The 6,389-nt window shown below is 30.8% G+C and carries 4 protein-coding genes; 3 read left to right on the top strand and 1 reads right to left on the bottom strand.

The genetic code is table 11. The annotated features are described in order from the left end of the window. Positions 1–394 precede the first annotated feature (394 nt). From HN894_08390 to HN894_08380, 3 genes are all read left to right on the top strand, one after another. Entirely contained in the window at positions 395–1,405 is a 1,011-nt protein-coding gene (locus tag HN894_08390) for an AAA family ATPase (GenBank protein MBT7143344.1), read from the top strand. 23 nt (positions 1,406–1,428) lie between these two features. Next, the gene (locus tag HN894_08385) at positions 1,429–3,351 is read left to right on the top strand and encodes an AAA family ATPase (GenBank protein ID MBT7143343.1); all 1,923 of its coding nucleotides are present in this window, start codon (positions 1,429–1,431) and stop codon (positions 3,349–3,351) included. A 283-nt stretch (positions 3,352–3,634) separates the two neighbouring features. Continuing rightward, the gene (locus HN894_08380) at positions 3,635–5,989 is read left to right on the top strand and encodes a TonB-dependent receptor (GenBank protein MBT7143342.1); all 2,355 of its coding nucleotides are present in this window, start codon (positions 3,635–3,637) and stop codon (positions 5,987–5,989) included. A gap of 211 nt (positions 5,990–6,200) precedes the next feature. Here HN894_08380 and HN894_08375 read toward each other — a convergent pair. After that, on the bottom strand, positions 6,201–6,389 hold a 189-nt coding region (locus HN894_08375), incomplete at its 5' end, for a T9SS type A sorting domain-containing protein (GenBank protein MBT7143341.1).

The following is a 6,389-nucleotide window of genomic DNA, read 5'->3' as shown; positions in this document are numbered from 1 at the left end:
CTGCCCATATCCGAATGAAACGCTCGTTTGCTTCTTTTATAATTGTTGAATATTTAATTCTTATTTCATTTATTCTATCCATGTGGCAAAGATAGGAAAAAAAATTAATAATGGAGCAATTATATATTTACAATTACATAGTTAATTTTGTGTTTTTTGTGCAAAGCAAACGCATGAAACATTGATTCAAATATAATATCGCTCCTACAGAGCTTATTTTCAGACATATATATTTTTATTACCATAATATCAATCCTCCGGATTTATTGAATATATTTAATCCAAAATGGATGAAATTATCTTTTTCATGCGTTTGCCCTTGGTTTTTGTGGCAAAAAATGTAGTTTGTTGTAAAAAAAATCTAAATTTGAAATTTGTAAATAAAAATAAAATTATGAACAACATAAACCCATTTATTTATAATTCTCCTGTATTGAATAAGGACTTTTTCAATCGTGAAAAAATGATTGAGAATATTTTGAAAGAGACAATAATTGGAAAAACACAAGGAGATGTTTGGCTAACAGGCGAAAGGCAAACAGGGAAAACTTCTTTTTTGAAATACTTATTTTCTAATAACAACAAATATTGGCAAAATGAATTGCCAATATACGGAACTGATATTAGATTTAAACCTCTGTTTTGTTTTGCAAATGTACAATATTGTGTGTCGGAACATGAGTTTTACAACGAATTATGGCAAAGTCTTAAAAACGAACTCGATTTTAAGATGAAAAAAGAAAAAAAATCAAAAACTAATTTTATTAATGCAATAAAATATGCTTATAGTAAAAATATTTTCCCGGTACTTTTGATTGATGAATTTGACGCTTTTCTCGAAACACTTGCTATAGAAGACCCTAAATTAGTAAGGCATTTTGTTGTAAAATTAAATAGTTTCCTCAAAAATTTTCTTGACATTCAAAACAAAGTTTTTTCTTGTATTTTTACTTCAAATCAAGATTTTATTGACATAAACAATAAATATGATTTAAAAATTACGGGTTCGGGAATAATTGCTGAAATTTTTGATTTAGATTGGTTTACCGAAAATCAAATTATCAGCCTTGCCAAACACTATTTAGAAAACTCAAAAATTCAATTTACAGAAAAAGAACTCAAATTTGTGTTTAAATATACAAAAGGATATCCGTATTTTACACAAAAGATTTTTTCGTTAATGTATGATTATAAACAAAAAGTAAAAAGTGAACAAATTGATAATTTGGTAGTGCGAGAATTTATTAAAACAGAATATGAATCTACAATTAAATTTTGGTTAGGTCAAAATATGCCAAAAAGAACTTTTGAAAAACTCAATACACTTTTGAAAAATACCGGCGAAAAAGTTTTTGATACTGCACTTAAAATATTCGTGGAATACTCAAAATCTGAATTCAAATAAATTAGAAAAAAAATAATTTTGTTATGAATACATACCAAAATCCTTTTATAACATCAGCAGAAGTTTATGCTGAAAACGATTTTTTCGACAGAGAAGAAGTACTACGTGAAATAGAAAAATTTATTGAACGCGAAAAAGATTATAACTTTTTGTTATCGGGACAAAGGCGAATAGGGAAAACTTCGGTCTTGAAAAAAATTGAAAAACTTCATAACAATAATAATTCAAAAGCAATATATATAACTCTGCAAGCTGAAGGCGAAACAGATTTGAACGATTTATTAAATAAAATTGCTCAAAGAATTGCCAAAGAATTAGATTTTGAATTTAAAATCATTATTAACGAAAATAGTTTTATTTCTGAGTTTTTACCTTTATTAAAAAAAAATCTGAAAAACCGTAAACTAATTCTTCTGTTCGATGAATTTGATGTTTTAGGTGAGCTTGAAAGCATTCGGGAATTTAAAAAAACATTTTCGTATCATCGTTTTATACCCTATTGTGCCGCAATTATTGAAAAGCTGAAACAAAATAATATTCCCTTAAAAATAGTTTTTGCGATTGGCAGAAACTATAAAGACCTTGATACTGCGCGTTTTGGACAAATTACTAAATTCGGACAACAAATAGAAATCGGGTATTTCTCCAACGAAATAGTTAAACAATTGCTTGCACAAGCCGATAACATTTTACCAATTTCGGACGATGCCAAACAAAAAATATTTGAAATTACCGGAGGACAGCCATATTTCACTCAATGTCTGGCACATATTGCCTTCGATCTTGCATTGGACAAAAACCTGCAAAACATTAATTTGCAGACGGTTGAAGAAAGTTTGCCAATTGCCATAAAACGATATAGCAACGGAGTGATTTGGATTTGGGATACTCTCACTCCAAAAGACAAAATTGTGCTATATATTGCCGCACTACTACAAGAAAGCAAGGATGATATTTGCGGGGAAAATATAAAAGTTAGGGCTGCAAATTTGGCTGTATTGCCGGCTTGCGACAAACTTTATGATACATTAAACAGGCTGAATAATATTAAGTTTTTGAAAAATGTTAATAAAGAAAAATACAGCTTTTACGTAGAATTTTTCAGAAAATGGATAGTTACTGAAATTGCCACTGAAGAAATACAAAAAGTATTCGCGAAAATTGATGTTGAAATTGATGCTATGCTGACAAATGCGCGTTTCTATTATAACGAAAAAAATTATAAAGAAGCCGAAAAACTATATGCAGAAATTATAAACTACCGCCCCCAACACTACGAAGCACTTTTTTATTATGCAAAATGCAAACATTTGCAAAACAATAAAACAAGCGAAAACTATAAAGAAATATTTGAAAATTATTACAATGCACATAAACTAAAACCTGCATACAAAAGCAATGAGTTTTTAAATTTTTTGTACGAATATTTTAGTTTTTCAAAAAAACAAAAAATAGAAAATCAAGAGATTATTTTATTAATAAATAAACTAAACCCAAACGATATTGAAATAAATAAATTAGTGGGTTTAGAAAGTATTAAACAATTAGAAAAAGAACTCAACACCAAATTTAAAAAAGTTGATATTTCTGAAATTATTATATATAGATGGGAAAAAACAGCCGAATATTCCAGCAACCCAAATGGAGTTGTTACAGGATTGAGTATTGTCCGTTTTGGTTTAACAGAAATCCCACAAACTTTAACAAAGTATAGAACTTTGACAAACTTAAACCTGGGATATAATAAAATCGCAGACATTTCAGCTTTAAAAGAATTAAAAAGCCTGACTGAACTTAATTTAAATGATAATCAAATCACAGATATTTCAGCTTTAAAAGAATTAAAAAACCTGACTGAACTTGATTTAAGATTCAATAAAATCACAGATATTTCAGTTTTAGCAAGTTTGTCAAAGTTTAAAACTTTGACAAGCTTATACAAATAATAATTAAATCACAGATATTTCAGCTTTAAAAGAATTAAAAAGCCTTACTGAACTTTATTTAGGGATAAATAAGGATTTTAAAATTGAAATTGCTGAATAATTGTATAATTTAACCATTTTAAGGATATAAAGAATATTCTACCAAAAAATACATGAATATCATGAATAAGATACTAAAGTAGAATTATTCCGCATTATTTTTCTTATCAAATACTTAGCAAACCAAAAACTCGTTAAAATTCCTTTATATTGCATTTTTTTCGTAATTTCTAATTTAAAGTGAATGAGAAAATTAATTATTTTTATTTCTTTTTTAATGTTTGCATTAACGGTTAATTCTCAGGCCTTTACAATAAGTGGCTTCGTAAGTGAAAAATCATCAGGCGAAAACATGATTGGTGCCACAGTTTACATTCAGGAATTGATGAAAGGAACATCTACAAATTCTTATGGTTATTATTCAATTAGTTTGGAGAAGGGAGAATTTACTATTGTTGCTTCATATTTAGGATTTCAGGATTATTCAAAAAAAATAAATTTGGATAAAAACTTGCGATTGAATATTTCTCTTGATAAAATTAGTGTTGAAAAAGAAGAGGTTATTGTTTCGGGCGAACGACTTGATAAAAATATTAAAAGCACCGAAATGAGTACGATTAAAATGCCTGTGAAAGAAATTGAATTGCTGCCGGCAATTTTTGGCGAGGTCGATATTTTGAAAACCATACAACTTTTGCCAGGCGTACAATCTTCGGGCGAGGGAAGTGCCGGATTTTACGTAAGGGGTGGGGGACCAGATCAAAACCTGATTTTGCTTGACGAAGCCGTAGTTTATAATGCTTCTCACCTTTTTGGTTTTTTCTCAGTGTTTAATGCCGATGCTATAAAAGATGTGAATTTGATAAAAGGCGGAATGCCTGCAAATTATGGTGGCAGACTGTCGTCGGTTCTCGATATTTCTATGAAGGATGGCAATAGCAAAACTTATCATGCCGATGGTGGAATTGGGCTTATTTCGTCAAGACTAACGCTTCAAGGACCTATAAAAAAAGACACCAGTTCTTTTATTGTTTCAGGGAGGCGCACATATATCGACATTTTGACTCAGCCATTTATTGCCGACACATCGGAATTTAAAGGGTCCGGCTACTTTTTCTACGATCTTAATGCAAAAGTCAATTATCGATTTTCCGATAAAGACCGACTTTATTTAAGCGCATATTTCGGGCGAGATGTTTTTTTATTTGAAAATAGAGAGGATGAATTTTCTATGAGAATTCCATGGGGAAATGCAACAAGTTCGCTCCGATGGAACCATTTGTTTAATAGTCGGCTTTTTATGAATACCACTGCAATTTTTAGCGACTATCAGTTTAGTTTCGACGTGATTCAGGAAGATTTTGAAATGAAGTTGTTTTCGGGAATCACCGATTATAATTTGAAAGTTGATTTTTCATATTTCCCAAATATTAATCACAATATCAAATTCGGGACAAATCTCATTCGTCATAAATTTATACCAAGCAGTGTTTCGGCAAAAGTTGGTGAGGTCGATTATAATTCAGACGAAAGAATGAAACAATATGCCAACGATGCTGCAATTTATATTTGCGATGAATTCGACCTAAGCGACAAACTAAAAATTAATGCCGGATTGCGTGCTACATATTTTCAGCAAGTTGGGCCATTTGACAGGTATATAAAAGATGACAGAGGAATTACTACCGATTCAATTCATTACGATGCAGGCGAAGAAGTTGTTCATTACAATCATATTGAACCACGATTTTCTTTAAGATATTCACTTGACGACAATTCTTCTATAAAAGCTTCATTTACACAAAATTATCAATATATTCATCTTGCTACAATTTCGTCGGTTTCTATGCCAACAGATTTGTGGGTTCCAAGCTCCGACATAGTTGTTCCTCAGTTTGGGATACAATATGCAATAGGATATTTCAGGAATTTCCATAAAAATATGTTCGAAACTTCCGTTGAATTTTATTATAAAAAACTGGAAAATCAAATTGAATATAAAGATGGAGCAACGCCTGGCGATAATGTTGCCGACAATCCGGATAATAATTTCACTTTTGGTGAAGGCGAATCATACGGAATGGAAGTTTTCCTGAAAAAGTCGCTCGGCAAAACCACCGGCTGGATTGGTTATACACTTTCAAAAACCACTCGAATTTTTCCGGAACTTTTCGATGGGAAAAATTTTCCTGCAAAATACGACAGAAGGCACGATTTGTCGATAATTACTACCTATAAATTTAACGATAAATGGACGGCTTCCGCTGTTTTTGTTTATGCAACCGGAAATACTGCTACTTTGCCCATTGCAAGATATTTTATTGGTGGTGAAATAGTCAATGAATATGGCGATAGAAATTCGTACAGAATGGAGCCTTATCACAGACTTGATCTTTCGATTTCGTATTTCCGTAAAAAAAAGAAAAACTATCAATCTTCCTGGAATCTTTCGGTATATAATGTTTATAGCCGCCATAATCCATACTTTATTTATTTCGATTACGAAGGTGAAATTGAAACCGGAAGTTTCGTTACCGAAGCAAAAAAAGTTTCTCTGTTTCCAATAATTCCTTCAATTAGCTGGAACTTTAAGTTTTAGATTTTGGAATTGGAAATTGATGATGGAAATATAATTATCCCTCAGGAATGTTTATAATAAAAAGCCCATGCTACCGCAAATTTGCAACCTTTGGCAAATCTCAACAAGTGAACAAACAGACCCTGTGGGTTTTAAAAACCCGCAGGGTCTGATTAGCTAATATACAAGCATTTAACTTATGTAAATCTCGAAAACTTTGTCAATGTTGAAACTACTCCTTCAAAAACAAAACTCTACCAACAGTTTTTCCGCTTTCGCAAATATCCAAAAAATATGCTCCAGAATCTAAATTCGAAATATCGAGGATTTTAGTATTTCCATATTCTTCTGTTCTATTTATTGAAATTGATTGCCCGAGTAGTGTGTAAACAAATATTTCTGTTTTTTCAGGAATGTTTGT

Source organism: Bacteroidota bacterium, assembly GCA_018692315.1.
Lineage (GTDB): Bacteria > Bacteroidota > Bacteroidia > Bacteroidales > JABHKC01 > JABHKC01.
The sequence above is the reverse complement of the archived record's forward strand: the minus strand, read 5'-3'. Positions and strand labels throughout refer to the sequence as shown.